This is a genomic window from Pararhizobium sp. A13 (assembly GCF_040126305.1).
GTDB lineage: Bacteria > Pseudomonadota > Alphaproteobacteria > Rhizobiales > Rhizobiaceae > Pararhizobium.
Genome location: NZ_CP149510.1, coordinates 2,064,918 through 2,090,836, shown reverse-complemented (window position 1 = coordinate 2,090,836; position 25,919 = coordinate 2,064,918). Strand labels below are relative to the sequence as shown.

Annotated in this window: 18 protein-coding genes and 1 pseudogene; 9 read left to right on the top strand and 10 right to left on the bottom strand. The window is 62.0% G+C overall.

The genetic code is table 11. The features are described 5' to 3' along the window. Positions 1-87: 87 nt before the first annotated feature. Complete coding sequence (locus WI754_RS10060; RefSeq protein WP_349437574.1) at positions 88-1,065, top strand: L-threonylcarbamoyladenylate synthase; 978 nt, start codon at positions 88-90, stop codon at positions 1,063-1,065. A gap of 198 nt (positions 1,066-1,263) precedes the next feature. Continuing rightward, the gene (locus tag WI754_RS10055; protein WP_349437573.1) at positions 1,264-2,694 is read left to right on the top strand and encodes an FAD-binding oxidoreductase; all 1,431 of its coding nucleotides are present in this window, start codon (positions 1,264-1,266) and stop codon (positions 2,692-2,694) included. 9 nt (positions 2,695-2,703) lie between these two features. Here WI754_RS10055 and WI754_RS10050 read toward each other — a convergent pair whose 3' ends face one another. Next, the gene (locus WI754_RS10050; RefSeq protein WP_349437572.1) at positions 2,704-5,010 is read right to left on the bottom strand and encodes a DUF1217 domain-containing protein; all 2,307 of its coding nucleotides are present in this window, start codon (positions 5,008-5,010) and stop codon (positions 2,704-2,706) included. A 348-nt stretch (positions 5,011-5,358) separates the two neighbouring features. Here WI754_RS10050 and WI754_RS10045 point away from each other — a divergent pair, with 348 nt between their 5' ends. Beyond that, positions 5,359-5,925, top strand: a complete 567-nt coding sequence (locus WI754_RS10045; RefSeq protein WP_113002939.1) for a DUF6101 family protein — start codon at positions 5,359-5,361, stop codon at positions 5,923-5,925. Between the two features lie 314 nt (positions 5,926-6,239). Here WI754_RS10045 and ubiA read toward each other — a convergent pair whose 3' ends face one another. From ubiA to WI754_RS10030, 3 genes are all read right to left on the bottom strand, one after another. Next, positions 6,240-7,199, bottom strand: coding sequence for a 4-hydroxybenzoate octaprenyltransferase (gene ubiA / locus WI754_RS10040; protein WP_349437571.1), 960 nt, complete (start codon positions 7,197-7,199; stop codon positions 6,240-6,242). A gap of 66 nt (positions 7,200-7,265) precedes the next feature. Continuing rightward, positions 7,266-8,075 carry a MipA/OmpV family protein gene (locus WI754_RS10035; protein ID WP_349437570.1) on the bottom strand — a complete coding sequence of 270 codons (810 nt, stop codon included), beginning with the start codon at positions 8,073-8,075 and terminating at the stop codon, positions 7,266-7,268. Positions 8,076-8,330: 255 nt separating this feature from the next. Then, positions 8,331-9,146, bottom strand: coding sequence for a helix-turn-helix transcriptional regulator (locus WI754_RS10030; RefSeq protein WP_349437569.1), 816 nt, complete (start codon positions 9,144-9,146; stop codon positions 8,331-8,333). Between the two features lie 111 nt (positions 9,147-9,257). Here WI754_RS10030 and WI754_RS10025 point away from each other — a divergent pair, with 111 nt between their 5' ends. The 6 genes from WI754_RS10025 (at position 9,258) to WI754_RS10000 (ending at position 18,157) form a co-directional block, all read left to right on the top strand. Further along, positions 9,258-10,457 (top strand): MFS transporter, encoded by a 1,200-nt coding sequence (locus WI754_RS10025; RefSeq protein ID WP_349437568.1) that lies wholly within the window; start codon positions 9,258-9,260, stop codon positions 10,455-10,457. Between the two features lie 125 nt (positions 10,458-10,582). Next, positions 10,583-11,626 carry a spermidine/putrescine ABC transporter substrate-binding protein gene (locus WI754_RS10020; protein ID WP_349437567.1) on the top strand — a complete coding sequence of 348 codons (1,044 nt, stop codon included), beginning with the start codon at positions 10,583-10,585 and terminating at the stop codon, positions 11,624-11,626. Further along, the gene (locus WI754_RS10015) at positions 11,623-14,016 is read left to right on the top strand and encodes an EAL domain-containing protein (RefSeq protein WP_349437566.1); all 2,394 of its coding nucleotides are present in this window, start codon (positions 11,623-11,625) and stop codon (positions 14,014-14,016) included. Before WI754_RS10020 ends, WI754_RS10015 begins: the two co-directional genes overlap by 4 nt. A gap of 96 nt (positions 14,017-14,112) precedes the next feature. Further along, positions 14,113-15,384 carry a phosphoribosylamine--glycine ligase gene (purD, locus tag WI754_RS10010; RefSeq protein ID WP_349437565.1) on the top strand — a complete coding sequence of 424 codons (1,272 nt, stop codon included), beginning with the start codon at positions 14,113-14,115 and terminating at the stop codon, positions 15,382-15,384. Between the two features lie 117 nt (positions 15,385-15,501). Further along, positions 15,502-16,029, top strand: a complete 528-nt coding sequence (locus tag WI754_RS10005) for a plant virulence effector HPE1-like domain-containing protein (RefSeq protein ID WP_349437564.1) — start codon at positions 15,502-15,504, stop codon at positions 16,027-16,029. Positions 16,030-16,324: 295 nt separating this feature from the next. Next, a complete protein-coding gene (locus WI754_RS10000; protein WP_349437563.1) occupies positions 16,325-18,157 on the top strand; it encodes a methyl-accepting chemotaxis protein in 1,833 nt (610 codons plus the stop codon). Between the two features lie 77 nt (positions 18,158-18,234). Here the strand turns inward: WI754_RS10000 and WI754_RS09995 are convergent, their stop codons facing one another. The 6 genes and pseudogenes from WI754_RS09995 to WI754_RS09970 all read right to left on the bottom strand — a co-directional run bounded on the left by WI754_RS09995 (position 18,235) and on the right by WI754_RS09970 (position 25,844). Continuing rightward, the gene (locus WI754_RS09995; RefSeq protein WP_349437562.1) at positions 18,235-18,729 is read right to left on the bottom strand and encodes a DUF523 domain-containing protein; all 495 of its coding nucleotides are present in this window, start codon (positions 18,727-18,729) and stop codon (positions 18,235-18,237) included. 772 nt (positions 18,730-19,501) lie between these two features. Continuing rightward, the gene (gene glyS, locus WI754_RS09990; RefSeq protein WP_349437561.1) at positions 19,502-21,970 is read right to left on the bottom strand and encodes a glycine--tRNA ligase subunit beta; all 2,469 of its coding nucleotides are present in this window, start codon (positions 21,968-21,970) and stop codon (positions 19,502-19,504) included. Further along, positions 21,970-22,206 carry a DUF559 domain-containing protein gene (locus tag WI754_RS09985; protein ID WP_349437785.1) on the bottom strand — a complete coding sequence of 79 codons (237 nt, stop codon included), beginning with the start codon at positions 22,204-22,206 and terminating at the stop codon, positions 21,970-21,972. Before WI754_RS09985 ends, glyS begins: the two co-directional genes overlap by 1 nt. A 47-nt stretch (positions 22,207-22,253) precedes the next feature. Continuing rightward, a pseudogene (locus WI754_RS09980) lies at positions 22,254-22,427 on the bottom strand (DUF559 domain-containing protein); the annotation flags it as partial. 171 nt (positions 22,428-22,598) lie between these two features. Then, the gene (locus WI754_RS09975) at positions 22,599-24,530 is read right to left on the bottom strand and encodes a DUF2207 domain-containing protein (RefSeq protein ID WP_349437560.1); all 1,932 of its coding nucleotides are present in this window, start codon (positions 24,528-24,530) and stop codon (positions 22,599-22,601) included. Positions 24,531-24,575: 45 nt separating this feature from the next. After that, positions 24,576-25,844 (bottom strand): 3-phosphoshikimate 1-carboxyvinyltransferase, encoded by a 1,269-nt coding sequence (locus WI754_RS09970; RefSeq protein WP_349437559.1) that lies wholly within the window; start codon positions 25,842-25,844, stop codon positions 24,576-24,578. Between the last annotated feature and the right edge of the window lie 75 nt (positions 25,845-25,919).

Here is a 25,919-nt window from a genome sequence, read left to right as displayed (position 1 = left end):
GAATGCGCTTGGCAATGTCCCGCGGAGCCCTGTAATAGAAACCGCAAGGCCCGCCTTTCGGACGGCCCATCGACTTTTGGAACCTGCATGACCCTCATCATCGACACCAGGACCGAACCGGAGCGCGCGTTGGCGGTGGCTTGCGAAACGCTGGCCCAAGGCCTGCCGGTCGCGATCCCGACGGAGACGGTCTATGGCCTGGCGGCCGACGCGACAAACCCGGACGCGATCAGCCGCATCTACGAAATGAAGGGCCGCCCGCGCTTCAACCCGTTGATTTGCCATGTCGCCGACTTTGACATGGCGCGACGTTATGTCGATTTTGATCCGATCTCTCAAAAGCTCGCCGAGGCCTTCTGGCCGGGGCCGTTGACGCTGATCCTGCCGATGAAGCCGGCAAGCGGCGTTCATCCGCTTGCCTCCGCCGGCCTCGACACGCTCGGAATCCGCATGCCGGAAGGTTTTTCTCGATTGGTGATCAAACGCTACGGCAAGCCGCTGGCAGCCCCCAGCGCCAACACCTCCGGCAAGATCAGCCCCACCAGCGCCCAGCATGTCGAGGCCGATCTCGGCGGCAAGCTGGCGTTGATCCTCGATGCCGGGCCGGCCGAAATCGGCCTGGAATCGACGATCATCAAGGTCGACGGTGACGAAATCCGGCTGCTGCGGCCGGGCGGGCTCGATGTCGCCGATGTCGAGAAACTGACCGGCAAGACGGTCCTGCGGCCCGAAACCGCGGGCGCGGCGATCGAGGCGCCGGGCATGCTCGCCTCCCACTATGCGCCGGGCGCGGCGGTGCGGCTGAACGCGGCGGATGTGAAGCCGGGCGAGGTACTGATCCGGTTCGGCGGCAAAGCTCTGCCGGGAGAGGAAAATGCGACGCAGGTGCTCGATCTCAGCCCGTCCGCAAGCCTGCGCGAGGCGGCCGCCAATCTTTTTGCCTATATGAAAAAGGCCGATGTGTCCGGCGCCGCGACCATCGCATTCGGACCCATTCCGAATGAGGGGCTGGGCGAAGCGATCATCGACCGGATCGAACGCGCAGCGGCGCCAAGGACGGCATGAAGACATGAAATTCTGCCAAACGTACCCCCCTCTGCCCTGCCTGGCATCTCCCCCTCAAGGGGGGAGATCAAACCTGGCACGCCCCGACTTTCAATCACGCGCCTTGGCGGATTGGCACGATCGATCTCCCCCCTTGAGGGGGAGATGTCCCGAAGGGACAGAGGGGAGTGAAGCCGCTACCAGCAAGGTCACGATCCCATGATGAACACCATTCCGACCGCTAATCTCATCGCCCGCTTCGCCGCCATCGTCGGCGACCGCAACGCGCTGACCGAGCAGGACGACATCGCACCCTACCTTATCGAATCCCGTGGTCTCTACAAGGGCGACACGCCGCTGGTGCTGAAGCCCGCTAGCGTCGACGAGGTCTCTCAGATCCTCAAGCTCGCCAGCGAAACCGGCGTAGCGATCGTGCCGCAGGGTGGCAATACCGGGCACGTCGCCGGCCAGATCCCGCGCACCGGAGCGGCCGATATCGTTCTGTCGCTGGAGCGGCTGAACCGCATCCGCGACATCGACCCGGTCGGCAACGTGATCGTCGCCGACGCGGGCTGTATCCTTGCCGATATCCAGAAGGCGGCCGAAGCGCACAACCGGCTGTTTCCGCTGTCGCTCGGCTCGGAAGGCTCCTGCCGGATCGGCGGCAATCTCTCCACCAATGCCGGCGGCACCGCCGTGCTTGCCTACGGCAACATGCGGCAATTGTGCCTTGGCCTGGAGGTCGTTCTTCCGACCGGCGAGATCTGGGACGGGCTGCGGCGGTTGAAAAAGGACAATACCGGCTACGATCTTCGCGACCTGTTCATCGGCGCCGAGGGCACACTCGGCGTCATCACCGGCGCGGTGCTGAAACTCTTACCGCAACCGCTCGGCCATCAGGTGGCCTTTGCCGGCCTGAAAAGCGTTGCCGACGCGCTTGCGCTCTTCGACAAGGCATCGAGCCTCTGCGGCCCGGCCCTGACCGGCTTCGAACTGATGTCGCGGCTCGGCGTCGAGTTCACGACGAAACACATTCCCGGCGTTCGCGATCCCCTGGACACGGTGCATGCCTGGTATGCGCTTATCGACATCTCGACTTCGGATTCGGCAGAAACTGCCGAGCGGATGATGAGCGAACTGCTGGAGGCGGAGATTTCACGCGGTCTCATCGAAAATGCAGTGGTGGCTGCCAGCGAGGCCCAGCGCAAGAGCCTCTGGCACATGCGCGAAAGCATGTCGCCGGCGCAGAAGCCGGAGGGCGGCTCGATCAAGCACGATGTCTCGGTCCCGGTATCGAGCATCCCGGCCTTCATGGCGGAGGCGGATGCGGCCGTGATGGCGGCCATTCCCGGCGCCCGCATCTGCGCCTTCGGACACATGGGCGACGGCAATATCCATTACAACATCTCCCAGCCGGTCGGCGCCGACAGACAAGCCTTCCTCGCCCGCTGGCACGAGATCAACGCGATCGTGCATGGCATCGTGCTGAACTATAACGGCTCGATCTCGGCGGAACACGGCATCGGTCAGCTGAAGCGCGACGAACTGGCGAAGGTGCGTTCGCCGGTCGAGATCGAACTGATGCAGCGCATCAAGCACGCCTTCGATCCCGCCGGGATCATGAACCCCGACAAGGTGTTGAAAGCCTGACGAAAGAAATCAAGCGCCGCCGGTGCGAAGCTGGGTGAGGCTGAGCAGTGTATCGGCGCTGATGCCGTTGCCCCCGCTTCCCGACATGATCAATTCTGCGGGTGAGACATCGGTGTTGTTCTCGACGTCATAGAGCGCGGTGAAGCGCACGAGCAGCTTTTCCAACTTTTCCGGATCGTGCAGGTCTTCGACATCAAGAACCCGGTTGATGTAGTCGTACTGCACATCCACATCGGCGCTCGACATTTCTTCCGGAATGCTGAAGGTCGTCTGGATGACCTCCAGCAACGCGCTATCGGCCAAAAGGTCGTAGGCCGTGGTGACGCCAGAGGCCATGCGCCGGAAGTAGAGCGCGAGGCGCACGCCGGCATTGTCCTCGCCCTGTTGTTCCTCCAGCGTCTGGTTGAGATAGAGATCCTCGGTCTCGAGCAGGCCGCGCGCGGTTTGAATCCCCTCGGCCGGCTTTGCCAGGTTGCCTTCGCTGTCGAAATTGTAGGAGGCGACGATTTCCTTGAAGATCGTCGTGTCCGGCTCGGTATTGATGAAGCTCTTGGGGTCGCTGAAATCGGATTCGAACATCTGCCGGACATAGTCCGTCGTATACTCCTCCGGATCGAGCCCGGCGGCGACGAGAATGAAATCGACCAGGCGCCGGTTTGAGAGAAGATCGTTCCGAGTTTCGATCGTCCCGATCTCGGCACTGTAATACTGTGATTCCTCCGTCGCCTCGGTCTTCTCCTCCTCAGTGCCGAAGCGGCTCTTTTCGACGACATAGGACTTCGCGGTGTTGAGGATTTCGGTTTCGGACTGCGCCATCGTCGGCACGCCGAGCGTCCCGTCCGTGTCGAAGTTGAACGCCTTGGCCAGTTCGACGTAGCGGTCGTCCTTCAGCGTATAGACATAGCTTTTCGGGTCGGTGAGGTCGCTGGTCAGCACCTTCTTCAGCTTGCGCGTCGTATCGCCTTCATCTTCAAGGCCGACAGCCGTCAGCGCCAGTTGCATGATCTTCGTATCGGCAAGCAGATCGTCGATATCAGCGACAACGCTGATCAGCGTCTTGTAAGACTCGATCAGGCTTTCATCGGCGGCGTCATCGGCGTCATTGTAGCGCGTCATCCAGTAAGCCGACGTGGTTGCAATCTGCTCCGTCGTCTGCGCCGTGTCTCCTGACGCAAGCGTACCGTCCGTCTGGAAGTTGAATGCTGCGGCGAGTTCCTTGTAAGCGGCATTATACTCGCCACCTTGCGTGTTGGCATAGCTCGTCGAATCGCTGAGATCGCTGGTCAGGATGTTCTCCATCGTCGACGTCAGGAGACTCGACGGCAGGCCGTAAGCGATACGGATATAGGCGAACAACCGGGTATTGCTCAGAATATCGTCGACAGACGTGACGCTGCCGATCGTTGATTCATAATACTCCTTGTTGAGCAGGGCAGCGGACGAGGAAAGCCGCGGCTGCGCGAATGCATAGGCTTCGTTGACCGACGCCTTCTGGGTGTCCGTCATCGGCAGGTCGCCGGCGGCGAGCGTTCCATCGCTCTGGAAATTGAAGGCGGCGGCAAGCGGCGTGTAATCGGGCGCACTGTCGATCACCGCCTGGTACTGCGCGATCTGCTGGCTCGCCGTGCTGGTACTGTCGGCCAGATCCGCGGCGGAGGCGCTCGCTTCTATGGCATCGATCTTGTCCTGGTAGCCCTGTTTGTAGGCCGCCGCTGCCGTATTCACATAACTGCTCGAGTCGCTTTCATCGCTGCTAACGACGCCCTTGAAATGCGCGTAGGACATATAGTCCGGGTCGAAGCCGAGCGCGGTCAGGACATAATTTTTAAGTTTCTCGTTCTGCCAGAGCTGGTCGGCAGTCGTGACCGTGTCGATCGCTGCGTTAAAATAGTTCGTGTCGGTCGTGACTGCGTCATTAAGGTTGGCGATGCTCTGATTGTAGAGGCCGATAAGAGCATCCTCCTGTGCATCGCTTTGAACCACCTCCGTCGACTGCGAAAAACTGAAGGCCTGCGCGAAATTGCGGTAGCGTTCGTCAGTCAGCACGTTGGCGTAGCTGCTCTCGTCGCTGAGGTCGCTTTCCATGACCTTGCGCATGAAGGCCTTGGCATAGGTCATGTCTTCCAGACCGTGCGCCTTCATCGCATAGGAATAGAGCCGGTAGTCGTCGAGGAACTCGTCGATTGAGGTGACGTTGCCGATATTGGCCTTGTAATACTCGGTTTCGCGGGCAACCTGCACCTGCTCGGAAGTGCGCCGAATGCTCGTCTTCATGTCGCGGGTGATGAGGTTGTAATCGAGATAGGTGGAAACCATTGCCGCTCTGCCGATCGCCTGAATTGCCTGACGGAATACTGTCCGGACGGACGCAATGCCGCACGATGCGGCCATAACCTCAGGCACCATCGCCCTTCAGCCTTGTGCGTGGCTTTTCCTTGAGCCCGTGGCATCCCGCCGAGAGGTCGGCAAAATGCTGCCGATTTTCTTCAGATTTGAGAAACCCTGCCGCGTTGGTCTTTGCTAACCATCAGGAAATGCAAAGTTTTTTAACTGCAATTTTTAAGCGGTCTCAAACGGCCGCCGCCTATGCTCCAGCCCTAGAGGACGAAAAGTCCCGAAGAGAAGACCGGGAACCGGCTCTCAAGGAAAACAAGGGCGATTGAAATGCTGAAGACACTTTCCCAACCGGCTTGGGTCGAAACCACGCTGCGACTGGATCCGAAACGCTTCCCTCAGCAGGCAAGCTACAGCTTGCACGGACAGTCAAGCAATGTCACCATCAGTCTGGATGAGCGCGGAGCGGTGTTGCGCAAGGTCCTGCCCTCGAGCGGACTGCCCCTCTCGATCGCGCTGCCGGCACGTGCCTTCAAGGGCGTTGCGGCCCGTGCGATAGACCATGGAGACGGAGAGGTGACCGTGACGCTGGAACTTCATCATGACGACCCGGATCTCTGCATCCCGCTACTCGTCGCGCATGACCTTTCCGACATCGCCGCGGATTGGCGCGCATGGTCGGAAGCCTACCGCACCCCGATGCTGATGGTGGAGGCCGACGGCGTTGCCCGGCCACTGGAAGAGCATCTCGGCGAAGTGCGCACCCGCGATATCAAGCCGCGCCGCCGCCATTCGCTTTTCAACGATCGCCGCCCGCGCTTCCTGATGCGCCGCTCCACCGGCAGTCTCGGCGTCAACATGAAGATCGACGGCCGGGAAATTATCGCCCGCAGCTGATTTTCGACACAATTTCCGCGCGTTCCTCCAGTGCAAAAGACCGGCCGTCCCTGCGGCCGGTTTTTTGTTTTTGTTTTCAGCCGGTTATCAACGATTCGGAAAAGGCGGCGAATGCCTTCTTGATGCCATATGCAACTTGCACTCTGCCGGGACGAGAAGGAGACATCCCATGCGCAAATTCATCCTCGCGGCCATCGCCGCCTTTTCCGCCCGCCTGGCCAAGAAGAAGAACAGCCGCGACACGGAGCTGAGCTGGGCTTGAGTTCATGATTGCTGCGGTGGACCCTTGCCCTCCGGCCATCCGGAGGGCTTTTTTATAGCAACCGCACCAGCAGCGCGGCGCAAAGCCCCGTAAAGACGATCAACCCGACGACGCCGTTGAACTTGAACAGGGTAAGGCACTGCGTCGCGTCATGGACGTCCAGCACGAGTATCTGATAGAACAGCATCACCGCTGCGACGAGCAGGCCGACATAGGCCAGCAATCCCGTTCCCGCGATAGCGAATGAGACGAACAGCAGAAAAACCGTCAGGCCGTAGAGGCCGAACAGCCAGGGGCGTGGGTGCTCGCCGAAGCGCCGCGCCGTCGAACGGACCCCGATCAACTCGTCGTCCTCCTTGTCCTGATAGGCATAGATCGTATCGTAACCGACCGTCCAGGCGATCGCACCCAGATAAAGAATGATCGGCGCCATCCCCAACGCGCCGAACTCGGCCGACCATCCCATCAGCGCGCCCCAGGAAAAGGCAAGGCCGAGGAAAAATTGCGGCCAGTCGGTAAAGCGCTTGGCAAAGGGATAAACTGCGACGAAGACCAGCGAGAAGACGCCGAGGAAGATCGAAAAGCCGTTGAACTGCAGGAGCACGAGAAGGCCGGCGAGCGCCTGCAGCACCATGAAGATCTTCGCCTGCAGCCGCGAGACGCGGCCCGACGGCAGCGGCCGCGACCGGGTGCGCGCCACTTCCATGTCGATGTCGTGATCGATGATATCGTTATAGGTACAGCCGGCACCGCGCATCGCGACCGCGCCGATGAAGAACAGGATCAGGTGGAAGACGAAACGGCCAAGCGAGAATGTGCCGATGGAAGCCGCCGCATTGGCCGCCAGGCCCACTGACCAGAAGCAGGGCCACATCAGCAACTGCCAGCCGATCGGCCGGTCCCAGCGGGCAAGCTGCGCATAGGGCCAAAGCGGCCGCGGCAGGACGCGGTAGACCCAATTGTTGGACGGGGCGTCGTAGACACGCCCGGAATCGGCTGGACTGGTGCTCATGCCATCTGTTTGCAACTGCCGAAGAGCGCGGTCAAGCGATCAACTGTCGATGTCGAGACGTAGAACTCAATCCAGCGTGAAATCGAAGCGGTAGGTGGCGGAAAGGCCGACCAGAAACTGGTTGCGGCTGCCGCCTTCCTTGACGATGCTTGAATCCGCGGCGGGGCCCATCAGCCGCTTGTATTCGGCAAAGGCGCTGGTCTCGAGCTTTTCGGTCGCCTGCCAGGTGATGGCCGCGCCGGCCCCGACCGAATTCAGGCCGCCGGACGGCGTATATTTCGAATAGCCGGACTTTGCGGCTTCCGACGAGCTCACGCCGTAATAGGCATCGAAATAGTCGCTCGTGGCGGCCGACAGGCGCGGGCCGGCGGAAATGCGGACATTGTCGCTGACATCGACGAAACCATCGGCGGCGACATCGGCGACAAGGCCGTGATGGCTGCGGATGCCCTGGCGAAGCTCGGCCCGGATGCGCAGCCAGTCGGTAGGATAGACTTCCGCAAAACCGCCGAGTTCGCCGCCGAAGCGCACGGGGTCGAGGCCTTCGAGCTTGGAGGAGGTATCCTCGTCTCGCTCGAAGATCAGCTTGCCGACGACGCCGGCGCGGAAGGCGCCCTTGTCAACAAAGGCAAAGGACGGGTTGTCGTTGCGCGAGGAGAACCGCACCGTGCTGCCGGCGCGCCCGAGCGAGATCAGCGGTGCAGCCTGGAACAGGCGATCGGAGCCGCCATCATATTTCGGCCCAAGGAAGCCCGTGGCGCCGATTTTCAGATACCAATCACCCGACCAGAAATACTGGCCATCCTGCGCCTGGACGGCAGAGGAGAGGCCAAGAAAAACACCAATGGAAAGGACAAAGGCAGATCGGCGGGACAAGTCGGAACTCCGGATACAAAGCCCCTTTTGCGACCGGGCACCAGCGCAACGTACCGGTGGTGGAGAACGGGGCAGACTGAAACGGTTCGTTTCGGCGCGGTTGTAGGCCTTATCTCACTACCATTCCGTTAACCAGAGACCTTCAGGCTTTCTTTTCCATATTCACGCAACGCGATACAGGAAATCGTTTATTTACAAAAAGATAGGAAGACAGCGGTTTCTGGATTTCAGCCGCGAAGTGGCAAAATTGCATCGTCAGGCAGCGCGTGATTTCAGATAGGTGCTGGGCGAACTGCCGAGCATGCGGCGAAACATCGTGGTGAAGGCCGCAATGTTTTCGTAGCCGGCATCAAGCGCAACGTTCGTCACCGGCTCGCCGGCGGCCAGCCGCGGCAGCGAGGCGAAGATGCACGCCTGCTGCCGCCAGGTAACGAAGCTGACACCGGTCTCGGCACGAAACAGCCGGGTAAACGAGCGGCGGCTCATGCCCAGTTCCCGCGCCCAGTCGTCTATGCCCGCATTGGCGGCCGGCGACTTCAGGAAATGGCGGCAGAGACGACTCAGTCGCGCATCGCCCGGAAACGGCAGGCCGAGCGGCCGCTCCGGCAACTGGCCAATCTCGTCCAGCAGCAGTTCCATGATCAATCGTTTGCGCCGCTGCGGCAGCGGTTTCTCGTCAGACTGTACCAATTCCTCGATCAGGCTGCTGGCCAGCGCCGTGACTTCAAGCACACGCGGACCATGCGGGCCGATGACCGACGGATCGACATAGATGGAATGCATGTGCACTTCGCTGATCATCTCGCTGAAATGTTCGAGACCCGCCGGAATGAGCAGTCCGTGACCGGGCGGTATCATCCAGCGACCGCCGGCAGTGCTGACCAGCACCACACCACCGCGGGCGCACCAGAGTTGCGTCTTGGTGTGGCTGTGCGGCGGCCCGCGGAAGCCGGCGGGATAGACTCGGCCGAGTGCAAGGACGGGCTCCTCGGCGCTTTCGATCCAGGAAAGGCTGGCGAAATGCTCGTCGTCGCTCTGGCTGTTCTGTCCGGTGAGATCGATGACGCGCATTTGGCCCACTCTCGAAAGAATGCGACCAGAGCACAAAAGCAGGCCAGACTCAAGCGAGGTACAGAGAGCGATACACGCAAAACACGGTATTCGGCGGGCGAGGAGAACAACATGGCGACGGTATCATCGGCAAACGGCATCAGCGCGGAGAAGACGGCGTTTTCCGTCATCGTCGCTGTCAGCTTCTGCCACATGATGAACGACATCATGCAGTCGCTCCTAACCTCTCTCTATCCGCTGCTGAAGGCCAATTACGCCCTTGATTTCGTGCAGATCGGCCTTCTGACCTTCGCCTTTCAGGTTACCGCCTCGCTGCTGCAGCCCGCCGTCGGCGTCGTCACCGATCGCTGGCCGATGCCTTTCTCGCTGCCGGCTGCCATGCTTTCCACCTGCGCTGGACTGATCACGCTCGCCAATGCTCATCACTTCTATGTCCTTGTCGCAGGTGCCTGCATGATCGGCATCGGCTCTGCCATCTTTCACCCCGAGGCGTCGCGTGTCGCGCGGCTCGCCTCCGGCGGGCGACACGGCCTTGCCCAGTCGCTGTTTCAGGTGGGCGGCAACACCGGCACCGCGATCGGGCCGCTGCTCGCGGCCTTCATCGTCATTCCGCGTGGCCAGGAGAGCCTGAGCTGGTTCTCGGTCATTGCATTGACCGGCTTCATGGTCTTGTCCGGGGTCAGTGTCTGGTACGCGCGCCACCGCCGCAGTTCCGCAGGCCGCAAGGCCGTCAGCCGCACCCTACCCCTGCCGCGCAGCCAGGTTATCTGGACGCTGATCATCCTCATCATCCTGACGGCGACGAAGAATGCCTACCTTGCCAGCCTCTCCAGCTATTTCACCTTCTTCACCATCGAGAAGTTCGGTCTCGGCGTTCAGGACGCGCAGTTGCTGTTGTTCCTGTTCCTTGGCGCGTCGGCCGCCGGCGTGATCTTCGGCGGGCCGATCGGCGACCGTTTCGGCGCACGCTTCGTCATCTGGTTCTCGATCCTCGGCGTCATTCCCTTCGCGCTGATCCTGCCCTATGCCAACCTGTTCTGGACCGCGGCCTTGGTCATCCTGATCGGCTTCATCTTCTCCTCCGCGTTTTCCGCGATCGTGGTGTTCGCACAGGAACTGGTGCCGGGGCGCGTCGGGCTGATCGCCGGCATGTTCTTCGGCTTTGCCTTCGGCTTCGGCGGCATCGGCGCTGCCGTGCTCGGTGTGGTTGCGGATCACAAAGGCATATCGTTCGTTTACACGATCTGCTCATACTTGCCGCTGCTCGGCCTGCTCACGATCCTTCTGCCTAAGCTTCCCCGCCACCGGTAGGCGAAGACCCGAACCAGCCAACCGTTAGACATTTCATACCAATCGCAATCCATCCCATCCCCTTGTAAGTATTCATCAAGCATTGCGGGTTAAGGTTCTCCCCGGGGACCGTCGGGATAACTTCAATGCGCAAGACGTTTATTGCCGTTTCCATCGCGCTTGGCGCGCCGTTCGCGGCTTCGCCCGGGCACGCGGAGACGCTCAACCTGTTGATCTGGGAATCTTATATCGACCAGAAGATCCTTGACCGCTGGACGGAGAAGTCCGGTGTTGCCGTCAACCAGACCTATTACGACAGCGGCGATGCGCGCGACGAAGTGCTGTCCGATCCCAACAGCAATATCGATCTTGTCGTCGTCGGCGAGAACGGCGCGGAACTCTTCGGAAAACGCGGTATTCTGGAGCCGCTGACGGAAAAGAACGTGCCTTCGCTGAAAGACTACAAACCCGAGTGGACCTCGCGCTGCGCCGGCTACGCCATGCCCTATCTGTGGGGCACGATGGGCATCGCCTATCGCTCCGACATGGTCAAGACGGTGCCCACCTCCTGGAACGACCTGATGTCGCCGGCGCCGGAGCTGAAAAAGCACATCGCCATGTATGACGACCACAACGAGGCGTTCATCGCGCCGCTGGTGCTGCTCGGCAAGTCGATCAACGCCAACGACAACGAGACGCTGAAGCAAGCCTTTGAGGTGATGAAGAAGCAGGCGCCCTTCGTGCTCACCTATGACTACGTCATCACCTCAATCCAGAATCCCGACCTCGGCAAGGACATCTACATGGCGATCGCCTATAGCGGCGACCAGCATGTGCTCAACGACAAGGCCGGAACACCCGGTGTCTGGCGTTACGCGGTACCCGAGGAAGGCACGTTCTCCTGGCTCGACTGCATGGCCGTGACCACAGCCTCGCCCCGCAAACAGCTCGCACTGCAACTTCTCGACTTCATCGCCTCGCCGCAGAGTGCTGCGGCCAACGCCGAGGCGCTGACCATGCCGACGGCAAGCGAAGCGGCGCTGAAGCTTATTCCGGCCGAGATGCGTTCGAACACGGAGATCTATCCGCCCGCGGAAATCCTGGCGAAGAGCCAGTATCAGAAGGAATTGTCCGTCCAGTCGATCCAGACCCGCCGGCGCATCATCAGCTCGATGGCAAATTTCCAGTGACGCTCGGAAAACGTGCTTTTTTCCTGATATTTCCTGTGGTGCTGACGGGATATCTACTCGCGGCGCTGTCGGTCTATATCGCGCAGGGCCATTCCGTGCTTGCGCTGGAGCGCGCGCGGCTGTCGCAGCAACTCGACCACATCGCCGCCCTGTTCCGCAACGAGGTCAGCCAGAGCCGGAGTTTCCTCTATTCGCTCCTCGAGGGCAACGCGATCCGGCTGTTCGTCTCCGAAGCCGATGAAACCTACCGCAACAATGCGCTTGGACTGCGCCTGCAGCAGAGCATCCGCTCGCTCTCCGACGATCCGAAAAAATTCATCTCCTTTGCCATTCTCAATCCAGACCTGACGCCCGGTTACTATTTCGAAAACAGCGACGATCCGTTTGCCGAGATCGGTAGTGCACAGTTTGAGCTGGCACGCCGGCTGGCCGGCGGCAGCCAGCTCCGGGACTGGACCTATCTTCATGACAACCAGGCCAGACCGCTGATCGTCTATTCCGAATTCATCGACCCTGTGACCTTCAGCCGCCCGCTGCCGAGCGCCAAGAAAAGCGCGCTTCAGGTTCAGGTGGCGGTCGAGCCGACGCAGTTTCTCGGCATGCAGCGCAAGCTGCAGGACGAGTATAAAACCACGATCGGCTTCGACGCGGCGCCGCAGCAATCCCTGCCCGATGACCTTGCGGCGTCAGTGCGGCTGGCGCCATCGCTGTTTGCCACGCTGACCGTGCCGCCGTCTCACAATGCGGCTGATATGCAGCAGTTGAAGCTGCTTCTGAGCCTTGGGGCACTGGCCATGAGCCTTGTCTCCGTCGGCCTGATGATCATTCTCATCCGCCGCTTCATCACCAATCCGATCTCAGCACTCGACCGGCAGGTGACGGCAGTGATGAGCGGCGAGCACGATGGCATCACGGAAACCGGCGCCGCCGGCGAAATCGGCCGATTGACCGGCAACATCAAGCAGTTGCACGATCAGTCCCAGCGCGCGCTGCACCTGGTTCAGCACGCATCCTGGACGGATACGCTGACCGGCATCAGCAATCGCGGCCATTTCAACACACTTGCCGCAGACGTCGTCCACAAGGTCACGACCAACGGCGGTCACTGCAGCCTGCTCTTCATCGACATCGATAACTTCAAGTTCGTCAACGACAAATACGGCCATGAGGTCGGCGACGAACTCCTCAAAATGCTCGCGCTCAGGATCGAAGGCGCCGTCGGCGAAATCGTCATGCGCCGATCCCTTCCGCAGGTCGTCTTTGCGCGGCTTTCCGGCGACGAGTTTGCCGTTCTCGTGCAATCGGTATCGGGTGACGGCGCGATCCGCGAAATGTGCGCCGTCATCCTGGCGCTGTTTTCCGGCGGTTTTGAAGTGCGCGGCAAACACTACCCGGTCACCGCCAGCATCGGTGTGGCCATCTGTCCCACGGATGCAACGAACCTGGCCGAGCTCATCTCGAATGCCGATGCGGCGATGTACCAGGCCAAGACCAACGGCAAGAACCGCTCATCCCGCTTCTCGCGTGCCCTCCAGGACAAGCGCGACCGGATTCGCCATATCCAGGAGGAACTGCGGCTGGTCGATCCGGACGAGCAATTCCATCTCGTCTACATGCCCATCGTCGACACACGCGGCAGAGTGACCGGCTGCGAGGCTTTGCTGCGCTGGGTTTCCCCGACGCTTGGCAACATCACGCCGGACGAATTTGTGCCGATCGCCGAAAGCACGGGCCAGTTCACCAAGATCGACTGGTGGGTGATCAACCGGGCGATGTCGGACCACCAGCATCTGAAGGCGTTGTTCGGGCCGGAGACGGTGCTTGCCATCAACATCTCGTCGGCGGAGCTGCACTCGAAATCAATCGGCGACTATTTCAGCGATTGCCTCGACCGGCACGGGCTCGACGCGCGGACGATCGAGATCGAGCTGACGGAGACCTATGCCGTCAAGCTCGGCGACCAGTTGCACCGGAATATCGAAGCCCTGCGGGAAAAGGGGTTCCGCATCTCCATCGACGATTTCGGCGCCGGCTATACCTCGGTGCAGCAGATCATCGAATATACCGCCGATACCATCAAGCTCGACCGGGCACTGGTGGAAACCCTTGCCAACGAGGAATCGCTGCCGGCGCTGAAGGCAATGGTCGCACTCTGCCACGCACAGCGGATGTCGGTGATCGGCGAAGGCATCGACAGCCATGAGAAACTCGCCCTGCTGACGGCAGCGGGTTGCGATCATTTTCAGGGCTATCTGATCAGCAGGCCGCTGGCTCTGCCCGACCTCTCGATCTGGGCGCTGAAGCGGGCGGCGGAAATGGCTGGTCACGACGCAGACCACGCAGTCGTCAACGGCGGCAGACGCCGCGCGGGGACCTCCAACCTACTCTGAACCGCCAGTCAATCTCGCATAATTCCGATTTTGCCTTGACCTTCAGCCGCCCTCACCTTAACCGCACCTCAACACTTCGGGCTGCGGGAGTAGGCGATGAGAGTTCTGTTGATCGGGTCGGGCGGGCGCGAACATGCACTGGCATGGAAACTGGCGCAATCGCCGTTGCTGACGGCACTTTACGCGGCGCCTGGCAACCCAGGCATCGGCGAAGAAGCGACGCTCGTCGACCTAGACGTCACCGACGACAGCGCCGTGCTCGCCTTCTGCCGCAGGGAATCAATCGACTTCGTCGTGGTCGGCCCGGAAGCGCCGCTGGTGGCGGGGCTTGCCGATACGCTGCGCGAGGGCGGCATCGCCGTCTTCGGCCCTTCGGCGGCGGCGGCCCAACTCGAGGGCTCCAAGGGCTTTACCAAGGACATCTGCGCCAAATACAACATCCCGACTGGCGCCTATCAGCGCTTCACTTCTGCCGAGCCGGCCAAGGCTTACGTGCGCGAACAGGGTGCGCCGATCGTCATCAAGGCCGATGGCCTTGCCGCCGGCAAGGGCGTGACGGTGGCGATGACGCTGGACGAGGCGCTTGATGCCATCGACAGCTGCTTTTCCGGCACCTTCGGCGCGGCTGGCGCCGAGGTTGTGGTCGAGGCTTATCTGGATGGCGAGGAGGCGAGCTTCTTCTGCCTCTGCGACGGCAAGACCGCCTTGCCGCTTGCCTCGGTGCAGGACCATAAGCGCGTGGGCGACGGCGATACGGGGCCGAACACCGGCGGCATGGGCGCCTATTCACCGGCGCCGGTGATGACGGCGGAGATGGTCGAGCGGACGATGCGCGAGATCATCGAGCCGACGATCGCCGGCATGGCCGATAGCGGTCATCCCTTCACCGGCGTGCTGTTCGCCGGACTGATGATCACCGCCAAGGGTCCCGAACTTATCGAATACAATGTCCGCTTCGGCGATCCCGAATGCCAGGTGCTGATGATGCGGCTGAAGAGCGATCTGTTGCCGCTGCTCCATGCCGCCGCGATGGGAATGCTGGCATCCGTGAGCGCAAAATGGCGCGACGAGGTGGCGCTGACGGTGGTGATGGCATCGAAGGGCTATCCAGGCTCCTACGCGAAGAACACGCCGATCCGGAAATTGCCCGCTGAAGACAGCGCGACCAAGGTCTTCCATGCCGGAACGGCGCTGAAGGACGGGCAATTGGTGGCGACGGGCGGCCGTGTGCTGAACGTGACCGCCATGGGAGCGACCGTCAGCGCAGCCCAAGCGACGGCCTATGCCGCTCTCGACCGGGTCGAGTGGGACAACGGCTTCTGCCGCCGCGATATCGGCTGGCAGGCGGTCGAGCGCGAGAAGGCCTGATCGACAACGATCCCGCGCGGAAGATCGAAAAACTCACTCAATTTTTACCAATTCTCCTGACGGGAACGTAACGGAGAATGAATAGTCTCCTCGCACGGATTATCGAGGAGAATGCTGATGCGCACCCTGTTGTTCACAATCGCCAGCCTGCTTGCCGCCGGTTCAGCCAGCGCGTCATCGGTTGAAGTCGTGAAGACAGGACAGGACGCAAACAACAGCGTTTCGCAGCTTTCCTGCGCCCATTGCCCGCCGCCGGTTGTCACCAAGAAGACGGGCTATGTCGTTCCCGAGATCGCTCCCGGCACTGAACGGGTGGAACTCAAGGAAATCAATGGCGAGATGAAACTGGTGCGCACAGAGGCCTGGCTCGGCGGCTCCCCGGTCGTCTTCATCACCAAGGCTTCGGAGGAAGCCGTCAAGGCGGCGCAGCTCGAAATGGCGCCGGCCGAGCATCTGGCGAAGGCTCCAGCCGCGGATGCACTGCCGGCCGAGGCTGAGGCAACGGCCACGCTTTCCATCATCGACGGCACCGTGAAAACCGGCGCGGTCTCCACCGCATCGATGGCCGGCATCGTCGCGGTAACGCCGCAAGACAGCCATTCACAAGAAGTTGATCTGGAAAATTTCCAACTTCGGCTAAAATAGTCCGGGAGTTCCCTGTCCCTGCCCTAGCCAGCCACGCTGAAATGGCTGAACGGGCATTCGCCTTCCAAGGCGAGAAATTGCGCCCCTGAGAGAAGCAGGGGCGTAATTTTTTGCGCTGTAAGAAAGCGGCATTCGTCAGCTGGCGAATAGGCTTTTCTTAAGCACATTCAGAATAACATAGTCTTGGAAATGATTTCCGGTGGCCGCAGCGTGCGACCTGCCTTTACCCCTGCTTCGTTTAAATAGATTTGCCGGCGATCCCTTGGCTGCCGGTATTTGGATCGCGTGAAAAACCATGAAGAATCTCAGGATTTCGCGGCAACTGCTGCTGCTGGTTACCGGCCTGTTCGTTGCTTTCGCAGCGGCCGTCTATTTTCAAATATCCGCCTCAAGCGACGCGCTCTACCAAGCCCGCTACGACACGCTGCGCACCCAGGTGCAATCGGCCGTGTCGGTACTCAAGGCTTTCCACGAACGGGAAACGGCGGGTGAACTGACCCGCGAAGAGGCACAGGCGCAGGCCTTCAAAACTCTGACGGCGATGAAATTCGATCCGGACGGATATTTCTTCGGCTACGACTATGATGTCGTCATGAAATTCCACCCCGACGCACGCAAGGTCGGCAAGAGCGCCAAGGGCGTTGCCGATCCAAAGGGCTACAAGTTCCGCGACGAACTGGTCAGGCTTGGACGCGCCGGCGGCGGCCAGACAAACTTTTATGCCGTCAAGCCCGGCGAGCCGGACGATGCCTTCTTTCGCAAGAGCGGCTATGCCGAAGCCTTCGAGCCCTGGCAGGTGGTCGTCGTCACCGGCCTTTACATCGATGACCTCGACGCACAGGTTACCGCCACCATCTGGAAGGCGCTGTCCATCGGCCTGATCGTTTTCGGATTCGGCATCGGCGCCGCCTGGTACGTCATCCGCGGCATCACCAAGCCGCTACAGGCGATCCACACGGCGCTCCAGGCGGTTGCCGACGAGAACGTTTCGATCCACATCCCGCACACGAACCTGCGCAACGAAGTGGGTCTGATGGCGACGGCGACGCAATCGCTGCAGCAGAAGGTGCGCGAACGGCATGAGATGACCCGCCGCCAGGCCGAGCAGCAGGCCGAAATCAACGCCGAGCGCCAGCACAATCTCGACCTTCAGCGCGAAGAGGCGGAACTGCAGGCGCATGTGGTGGCGACGATCGGCGAGGCCATGGAGGTTCTGGCTACCGGCGACCTCACCATTCGCTGCGGCGATCTCGGCCCCAGCTATTCAACGCTGCGCGAACACTTCAACAATGCGCTGGCGCGGCTCGAGGCGGCCATGTCCAAGGTCAACGGCAAGGGTGCCGATATCGGCGGCAGCAAGGAGGAAATCCGCAACGCTTCCCTGGAGCTCGCTCGCCGTACGGAACAGCAGGCGGCCAATCTGGAAGAAACCGTCGCCGCGGTCGACGAACTATCCGCCTCCGTGCGCCACACGGCCGAGGGCGCTGGTGAAGCGAGCAAGCGGGTGCAGGCCGTCAGCGCCGACGCGTCGCGCAGCGACGCCATCGTCTCGCAGGCGATCGAGGCCATGAACGGCATCGAAAAATCCTCCGACGAGATTTCCAAGATCATCGGCGTGATCGACGAAATCGCCTTCCAGACCAACCTGCTCGCACTGAATGCCGGTGTCGAGGCGGCGCGTGCCGGCGATTCCGGCAAGGGTTTCGCCGTCGTGGCGCAGGAAGTGCGCGAACTGGCACAACGCTCCGCCGCCGCCGCCAAGGAGATCAAGGAACAAATTTCCCGTTCCTCCGGCCAGGTGGTCAACGGCGTCAAGCTGGTCGGCGAGGCCGGAGAGGCGCTGAAGCGGATTTCCAGCCAGATCGAGGCGGCCAACGAGATCGTGGCCAAGATCGCCTACAGCGCCAAGGAACAGGACACGACGCTGCGCAGCATCAACGGCTCGATGAACCAACTCGACATGGCCACGCAGCAGAACGCCGCCATGGCGGAAGAGACGACGGCGTCGGCCCAGGTGCTGGCGGACGATACGGAAGAGCTCTTGAACCTCATCCGCGCCTTTCGCATCTCCGACGGCGGCGCACCAGTCGAAACCCGACGGGAACCCCAATGGCGCAAGGCGGGCTGATCCGCTCAGGATAAACCAACACCGGAAAGGCAGCGCTTGCGGGCGCTGCCTTTTTTCTTTCAGGCGTTCGGCAACCTTCAGGCCGCTAAGCCAGCGACTTCGACGAGGGCGTCGATATCGCGACCGGAAAAGACCTGGATGCCATTTTTCCGCAGCAGCGCTGCCGTCACCCCCTCGCCCGGCTGGCGATCACCGGAAAAGCTGCCGTCATAGACGAAGCTTGAACCACAGGAGGGGCTGCCGTCGATCAGGAGCGCATAGGCGCAGCCGGTCTCGAGCGCCAGCGCCAGCGCATTCTCGGCAGCCTGCCGGAACGCCGCCGTCACATCGCCGCCGTTGCTCTCCAGCACGCGGGCACCGCTGGAGAGAACCTCGTCAGCCGTTTTTCCCGGTTCGATCTCCGCCGGCAGCCGCGGCACCGGCATGCCGGCCGACATCTCCGGACAGATCGTCACCAGCCGCCCTTCCGCGCACCAGCGGTCCAGCGCCGGATGCACGAGCGGCTTTGCCTGCCCGTCATACCGGACGGCATGACCCATGAGACAGGCGCTGACGAGGATTTTTGCTGTCATGACCCTGCGATAGCGCACGCCGGTGTCGTTTTCCAGAGCCGACTGCCCATTGAAATCAGACGTTGCGCATCGCGCGTCGCCGTTGCACATGCGTTTGCGGTCGCACGGCGGATGCCGCCTGCGGTTTTCAAAGAGCGTGGAGAGCGCACGCGGAAGCGAAACCTCTCAAAATAAAATACTTGTGGCTCCGCTTCCGCGTGGCCTTTGGCTTGCCTCGGGGCTTTCTGCCCCTACGAATGACGCCCCTGCCTCGCTGCGTCCCGGCATTTCAGCCAAAACTTGCATGGCTCAACCAAACCGCAGCCTGGCGCGGAGGAGGCATTTTTGAGCGGTGACCCGCCCGGCTTCACTCCCCGCCACCACAGCCACACGTTACGGCAGCGTCGCAGAGCGCCAGCTTCCACCTGTCCACGAACGTCTCGCGAAACACTCCGGTGGTGAAAGCAGGAGTACTATGGTGCAGGTTTTGCAGACGGGGATTGACGGGGATGGGTTTTGGGCTCGGACGGTCCAAGGGTCGTTCGGTTCCGCGGGGTTCCCCCAGCCTTCCGTCATTCCTGTGATTGGCGCGATGTACCCCCCCCCTCCGTCATGCCTGTGCTTGTCACAGGCATCCAGCCACCGCGCGGCGGCGCGGTCAGGGATTGTTCTTTTGGTGGACTTATGCGAGCGGACGCGGCGCTGCTGGATTCCTGTGACAAGCACAGGAATGACGGAGCCGGTTTCTTCCTGAAACTGACTGATCACATAGAACAGGTAGGCAGGACCCGCGCTACCCCGAAATCTTCGAGAAGTCTGCCACCGTTCCCGTCGCCGAGCGGATCAGGCCGAGCAATGCCAGACGATTGGCGCGGATGGCCGGGTCTTCGTCGTTGACGAGGACGTCGTTGAAGAACTGATCGACCGGGCCGCGCAGTTTCGACAGGGCTTCCATGGCAGAGCGGAAATCTTCCTGGGCGATAGCGGCGGCTGCTTCCCGCGAGGCCTCGGTGACGGCGCCGTAAAGCGCCTTTTCCTGATCGAGCTTGAAGAGCCCCGGATCGACGGCCTCCGCGACTTCCGTTCCCTTCTTTTCCTCGGCGGCCAGCAGCTGCGTGGCGCGCTTGGTGCCGGCGAGCAGGTTCTGGCCGTCTTCCGAGGTGATGAAGGCCGTCAGCGCCTCGACGCGGCGGGCGACCATCAGCAGGTCGTCGTTGCCAACACCCTCCCCTTGAAGGGGAGGGTCGGCACGCAGTGCCGGGGTAGGGTGATCTTCCGCGACACCCAACGGGTCACCCCCACCCGCAGCTTCGCTGCGACCTCCCCCCTCAAGGGGGAGGTGGGTGCCCGACGCCAGCACTGCGTCGATCAGATCGTAACGGGCGCCGAGGTCCCGGAGGTAGACCTTGAGGCGGTCGTGGAAGAAGGAGAGGAGGTCGTGTTTGAAGATTCGCTCACCGTGTTCAAGTTCGTTCGCTGGCTGTCCAGTGTAAAATTCCGCGATATATGCTGCTCTAAATGCCTCAGTGAGTTTTAGACGCACCTTCCGCTCCAGCATGATCCGGATCACGCCAAGAGCCGCGCGGCGAAGCTGGTACGGATCCTTCGAACCCGTCGGCTTTTCATCAATGGCCCAGAAGCCGACGAGCGTATCCAGCTTGTCGGCCAGCGCCACCGTCAGCGCGACCGGGTCGGTCGGCACCTGATCGGACGGACCTTGCGGTTTGCGGTGGTCGCCGATAGCGGTGGCGACGGAGGCATCTTCGCCCTGCAGAAGCGCGTATTTGCGGCCCATGAGGCCCTGCAGCTCCGGGAATTCGCCGACGGCTTCGGTGCGCAGGTCGGCCTTGGAGAGGACCACGGCCCGGTCGACCTGTTTCAGAAATGCGCCGAGGTCCGGCGCGTTCTCACCCTCCCCTTGAGGGGGAGGGTCGGCGCGCAGCGACGGCGTGGGGTGATCCTTCATGCGCCCCTGACCGTCACCCCCACCCGCAGCTTCGCTGCGACCTCCCCCCTCGAGGGGGAGGTAGGGCTGCGCCGAACGCCATACGATCGGCGCAAGTTCGGCGGCAAGCGTGCGGATGCGGGCGACGCGCGCGCCTTCGGTACCGAGCTTGGCATGGAACGTCACGTTCAGCGCATCGAGCTTGGCCATGCGCTGGTCGAGCGGCTTTTTCAGGTCGAGATCGAATTTCTTCGCGGAGGCTTCCAGCGTTTCGAGGTCCGGCAGGTTGCCCTGGTCGCGGGTCCAGAAATGCTTGGCGTCCGACAGGCGGGCGCGCACGACCTTGCCGTTGCCGTGGACGATTTCCTTGCCGCCATCCTTCGCCTCGATATTGGCAACGAGGATGAACTTGTTCGACAGGGTTTCCTCGCCGAGCACGCGGGTGACGAAACATTTCTGGTTCGTCTTGATCGTCAGCCGGATGATTTCCGACGGGATCGCCAGATAATCCTCCTCGAAGGCGCCGATCAGCACCCGTGGCCATTCGACGAGGCCGGAGACTTCTTCCAGCAGCCCTTCGTCCTCCACCAGCTCAAGGCCGTTCGCGAAGGCGGTATCGCGGGCATCGTGGAGGATGATGTCCTTGCGCCGGTCGCCGTCGAGCACGACATAGGCCTTTTCCAGCTTCTCGATGTAATCGGCAAAGCGGCGAACGGTGATCGCTTCCGGCGCATGAAACCTGTGGCCATAGGTGACGTTCGAGGCCGTAATGCCATCGATCTCGAAGGGGATGACGTGCGTTTCCTCGTGTTCAGGGCCGAACAGGCAGATGATGGATTGCAGCGGCCGCACCCAGCGCAGGGAGCCCGGCTTCGCCGAAGCGACGCCGGAGCGCATCGGGTTACCCCAGGGGAAGTTGCGGATGATGCCAGGCATCACTTCGGCGATGATCTCTTCGGCCGGGCGGCCGGGCTTGACGATATGGGCGACGTAGAAGTCGCCCTTCTTCGGGTCGCTGTGGACATGCGCCTGATCGATCGATGTCAGCCCCGCGCCGCGCAAAAAGCCTTCGATCGCCTTTTCGTTGGCATCGGTGCGCGGGCCCTTGCGTTCCTCGCGCACATCCGCCGAGCGGGTGTTCAGACCGCGGATATCAAGCGTCAGCCGCCGCGGCGTCCAGTATTCCCGCGCGCCCTCATAGGCCAGCCCCGCCTCGACCAAGGCATCGGTCAAGAGCTTCTTCAGGTCGCCGGCAGCCTTGCGCTGCATGCGAGCCGGGATTTCCTCGGAGCGGAGTTCAAGCAGAAGATCGGGCATCAGATTTCTTCCTCACCCTCTCCGTGGCGGAGAGGGGCGGCACGCGGTGCCGGGGTGGGGTGAAAATGGCTGGCTTCTGCTAGCAAAATTTGACGTTGCTGCACAATGGCAAAAATGGTGTCGAGCACTGCATCGAGTTCGTTGAAAACCTCCGAATTCCAAAAGCGCGGGACGTGGTAGCCCTGGCTTTCAAGAAAGGCGTTCGTTTCTCGTCGTGCTGCAAGCCCCTTTCCGATGCATGTTGGCTGCCGTCAAGTTCGATCACAAGGCCGATCTGGTGGCAGGCGAAATCGGCAAATTACGGGCCGATCGGCACCTGGCGGCGGAAATGGGTCCCTTCGATCGGGATGCGTTCGAGGTGTCGCCACAGTCTTGCTTCGGCGTCGGTGGCGCTGGTGCGAAGGCGGCGGCTGTTGGCGATTTTGAAGCGATCGAGTTTTGAAGGCTTTTTCGACATTGCGCTCTCCTCCCGCTTAGATTGCAAGCGAGGCTGCCGGATGGCAATACCCTCCCCTTGAGGGGGAGGGTCGGCACGCAGCGCCGGGGTGGGGTGATTTTTCGAGACACCCAACGGATCACCCCCGCCCGCAGCTTCGCTGCGACCTCCCCCTCGAGGGAGAGGTAGGGGTCACCACCCGCCGCCACCGCCACCCCCGCCCCCGCCGCCGGAGAAACCGCCGCCTGAGGAGAAGCCGGAGGACGAGCTTTTGGGCGGCGGCGGCAGCGATGAGGTCATGGTGCCGGCCATCGAGCCGGCAAAGCCGCCCATTCGGTCGCCGAAGGAGCCGGCGGTGGCGCTATCGCCGTGGTACCACGCCGGCTGGTAGGCGGCAGCCCCCGCGGCGGCGGTGAGAAGCCAGCGATCGAAGGTCTCCGACCAGGGCTTTTCGACGCCGAGGGCAACGGCGTAGGGAAGCAGCTTTTCGAAATGCTGCGGCGACATTTCAGGGGAGCCGGCGATGTTCATCCGCTCTTTTTCCGCCAGTGTCAGATATTGGCGCAGGCCGTCGATGCCATCCATCATCCTGGAGCCGATCGGCGTCGGGGCGCCCATCAGATAGAAGAACAGCATGTTGACGAGCACGATGCCGCCGACCCCGATCAGCAGCGGCACCTGATGCGCCGTCAGGGCCATGCTGATCACGACCGCCAGAACGCTCAGCGTGGCCGCGACAATGAAGAAGGCAAGGAAAGCCGCGACGATGAGAGCGCCGATGCGGACAAAGAGGCTTCCCCTCCTGTTAAACAACCGGCCGACGCCGACGGCAAACAGCGAGATGACGATCGAGGCAAGCACAGGCACCAGCACAAGCGCCGCGGTGGCCCCGTCGAGAACGCCCGCGATGAAAATGGCGAGCAGGAACAGCGCCGAGAGCGCGATGCCACCGACCACATAGGCCGTATTGGCATGGTAGTATTTGCCGCGGTGTTCCCTCTCCATGGCACTGCGGAAATCGGATCCGGCCTTCTGCACGGCCGGGCCGTTCTCCTTGTCGATCGCTAGTTCGCCTCCATTGCGCTGCACGGCGGACAGCAAGGCCGCCTCGCCGGTGGGAAGCGACGGCGGCTTTGCCTTGGCCGTGCGGGTGATGACCAGCGAATTCTTGAAGTCTTTCAGGACGACATGGCCATCGACGGCGAGATTGAGGGTGGCGGCAGACAGCGCTGTCCAGCCCTGGCCGGAAAACCCCTTGTTGTCGATATAGTTGACCAGCGCCGGGGAGATGCCGTCGGGTGCATCCCAGCGCGGCACGATGACGCCGCGGGCCGGATCACGGCCGACCTTCAGCCACATCCGGGAATAATACAGTGCTGCGATCACGAAGCCCGTGACGGCAAGGATGGGCGGCAGGTTGTCGTAAAACCACCAGACCCTTTCCTGCGATGCGGACGGCGGATCGATGCTGCCCTTCGGCATCTTGACGGCGATCGTCAGCCCCTCGCCCGGCTCAAGGCGGCGCGTCGTGGTGAACACCAGCTCGTCGCCATCCTCCACGGCGCGGGCATTCTTGTCGGTCGCGCCATAGCGACCGGTGAAGACATCCAGCGCCTGCGCTTTCACGCCCTCCGGCAGCGTGACCGCCGCCGACGCCTCCTCGATCGGAAACGCCCATCCATTGCCGGTCACGTTCCAATAGAACTCGTCGTGATCATCGAAGAAGCGGATCTGGCGGGCGGTCTGGTAGGTGAACTGGAAGATGTGCTCGCCACGAGGCAGGAACACGTCCTTGTCGCCGGTATAGATGCGGATGCCGCCGCTGATGCCTTCGGTGCGATACGGCTCTTCGGCGCCATCGCGCTCGACGGCGAGGAGCTTGAAATCGACCTTGACGACGCGGCCGTTCCTGTCGGTGAAGGTCAGCGGAAAATCGCGGTAGATGCCGCGCTTGATCTGGTTGCCCTCGACATTCGCCTTGATCGTCTCCGTCACCGTCAGCGCGCCGGTTTTTGCGACGTCTATCGCCGAATGATAGGATGCGAAGAATTCCTCCGCCCGCACCGCGCCGGCCATGGCCAGAAACAGCCAGATGAAGCCGAGCGCTGCGCAGAGACGTTTCATGCGAACGACCTTCCGATAGGGGCTAGCTGACGTTGAACAGGACGCTCACGGCCTGTCACCTTCGAATGCCACCCCGAGCGAGGCAAGCTCGTCCCAGTAGCGGGGATAGGTTTTCGCCACGCAGCCGGGATCAAGGATGGTGATGCCGTTGATCTTCAGCCCCGCCAGGGCAAAACTCATGGCGATGCGGTGATCGGCGAAGGTGTCGATGTCGGCGGGCAGCGTCTGGCCGGCGAGCTTCGGATCGGCGGCGACGATGAGGTCGTCGCCTTCCTCCACGCCGAGGCCGGGGCGGATGTTCGACAGGCCGGTGGAAAGCGCCCGCACCCGGTCGCATTCCTTGACGCGCAGATTGGCAAGTCCGGTGAAGCGCACCGGCCTCTCGTTGAAGGCGGCAAGCACGGCGAGCGTCGGCACCGCATCCTGCATCTGCGAGCCGTCGATGACATCCGGCATATGCGGGAAGCTGGCGATCACCTCATAGGACTTGGCATCCGGCTGCGAGAACGCGGTCGCGGCAACACCGAGATCGATCCTGCCGCCGGTCAAAACTTCCGCCGCCCAGAGATAGGTTGCGGCCGATGCGTCCGGCTCGATGACATAGTCGGTGGCGCGGTAGCCCGTCGGGGCGACCTGCCAGATCGACGGGCTGACTTGGCGGACCTCGGCGCCGAAGGCACGCATGGCGGCAACGGTCAGGTCGACATAGCCGCGCGCGCCGATTTCTTCGCCGGCAAGCTCGATATTGATCGGGCGCGTGCCGCCCGCCGCCGCCATCAACAAGGCAGAGACATACTGGCTCGACAGGCCGGCATCGATGGTAACGCGATCCTTGCCGAAATCACCCGTGCCGGACACCGTCACCGGCGGGCAGCCCGTTTCAGCCTCGACCGTGACGCCGAGCGAGCGCAGAGCCGTCACCAGCGGGGCGATCGGCCGCTTGCGCATATGCTGGTCGCCATCCACCACCACGGTGCCGTCGACGAGGGCTGCGGCAGCCGTGAGAAACCGCGTCGCGGTACCGGCATTGCCGAGGAAGAGCGGTTTTTCCGGCGGCAGGAGTTTGCCGGTTCCGCTGACGACGAACGTGGTGCCGTCCGGTTCGGAAATCGTAACCCCCATGGCCCGCAGGGCGTCGGCCATGTAACGGGTATCATCGCTCTTCAGCGCACCGGTCAGACGGCTCGTGCCCTCGGCGAGGCCGGCAAGCAGCAGCGCCCGGTTGGTGATCGACTTCGACCCGGGCGGGCTGACGCGGCCTTCAAGCGGATGGCCTGGCGGGAGGATGGTCAATTTCTGGTCAGCGTTGCTCATGCTCAGGTCTCTTGACTTTACGAGGTAGCTTCGGCCGAAGGAGGGCCTATTTTTGGACTGCGGTCTACGACGAAT

Coding starts and splice junctions, on each gene's coding strand:
- WI754_RS10060 (WP_349437574.1), top strand. CDS start 88: ATGACCCTCATCATCGACACCAGGACCGAACCGGAGCGCGCGTTGGCG.
- WI754_RS10055 (WP_349437573.1), top strand. CDS start 1,264: ATGATGAACACCATTCCGACCGCTAATCTCATCGCCCGCTTCGCCGCC.
- WI754_RS10050 (WP_349437572.1), bottom strand. CDS start 5,010: ATGGTTTCCACCTATCTCGATTACAACCTCATCACCCGCGACATGAAG.
- WI754_RS10045 (WP_113002939.1), top strand. CDS start 5,359: ATGCTGAAGACACTTTCCCAACCGGCTTGGGTCGAAACCACGCTGCGA.
- ubiA (WP_349437571.1), bottom strand. CDS start 7,199: ATGAGCACCAGTCCAGCCGATTCCGGGCGTGTCTACGACGCCCCGTCC.
- WI754_RS10030 (WP_349437569.1), bottom strand. CDS start 9,146: ATGCGCGTCATCGATCTCACCGGACAGAACAGCCAGAGCGACGACGAG.
- WI754_RS10025 (WP_349437568.1), top strand. CDS start 9,258: ATGGCGACGGTATCATCGGCAAACGGCATCAGCGCGGAGAAGACGGCG.
- WI754_RS10020 (WP_349437567.1), top strand. CDS start 10,583: ATGCGCAAGACGTTTATTGCCGTTTCCATCGCGCTTGGCGCGCCGTTC.
- purD (WP_349437565.1), top strand. CDS start 14,113: ATGAGAGTTCTGTTGATCGGGTCGGGCGGGCGCGAACATGCACTGGCA.
- WI754_RS10005 (WP_349437564.1), top strand. CDS start 15,502: ATGCGCACCCTGTTGTTCACAATCGCCAGCCTGCTTGCCGCCGGTTCA.
- WI754_RS10000 (WP_349437563.1), top strand. CDS start 16,325: ATGAAGAATCTCAGGATTTCGCGGCAACTGCTGCTGCTGGTTACCGGC.
- WI754_RS09995 (WP_349437562.1), bottom strand. CDS start 18,729: ATGACAGCAAAAATCCTCGTCAGCGCCTGTCTCATGGGTCATGCCGTC.
- glyS (WP_349437561.1), bottom strand. CDS start 21,970: ATGCCCGATCTTCTGCTTGAACTCCGCTCCGAGGAAATCCCGGCTCGC.
- WI754_RS09975 (WP_349437560.1), bottom strand. CDS start 24,530: ATGAAACGTCTCTGCGCAGCGCTCGGCTTCATCTGGCTGTTTCTGGCC.
- WI754_RS09970 (WP_349437559.1), bottom strand. CDS start 25,844: ATGAGCAACGCTGACCAGAAATTGACCATCCTCCCGCCAGGCCATCCG.